Below are 284 nucleotides of genomic sequence, written 5' to 3' on the forward strand. Positions count from 1 at the left end.
AAACGCTCTTTAAACTTATGGAAATAAGAAAACGATGGTTTACGCATCAGTTTTAATACCGGATCACTAGTATGTTCTGGCGCTACTTTAAGTCGGCCCGAAACGTGATTCGTCATCACCTCTTCCGTGTAAGCATCAAGCTCTTTTGGGTCGGCATTTTTATAAAATTCTGGCACCAACATATCGTGGCGAATTCCCGAACCAATAAATGACTTTTTAACTTTAGGATGACTATCAACAGCCTGGTATAATTCGGTTAAAGGCTTGTGAGATGTATCTAAATT

At 39.1% G+C, this 284-nt stretch carries 1 pseudogene; it reads right to left on the bottom strand.

Annotation, left to right across the window (positions count from 1 at the left end):
- Positions 1-284, bottom strand: a pseudogene (locus V6246_RS18395) (YgiQ family radical SAM protein); the annotation flags it as partial.

The sequence above is a fragment of the Algibacter sp. TI.3.09 genome, assembly GCF_038154905.1.
In the GTDB taxonomy this organism is placed as follows: Bacteria; Bacteroidota; Bacteroidia; order Flavobacteriales; family Flavobacteriaceae; genus Algibacter.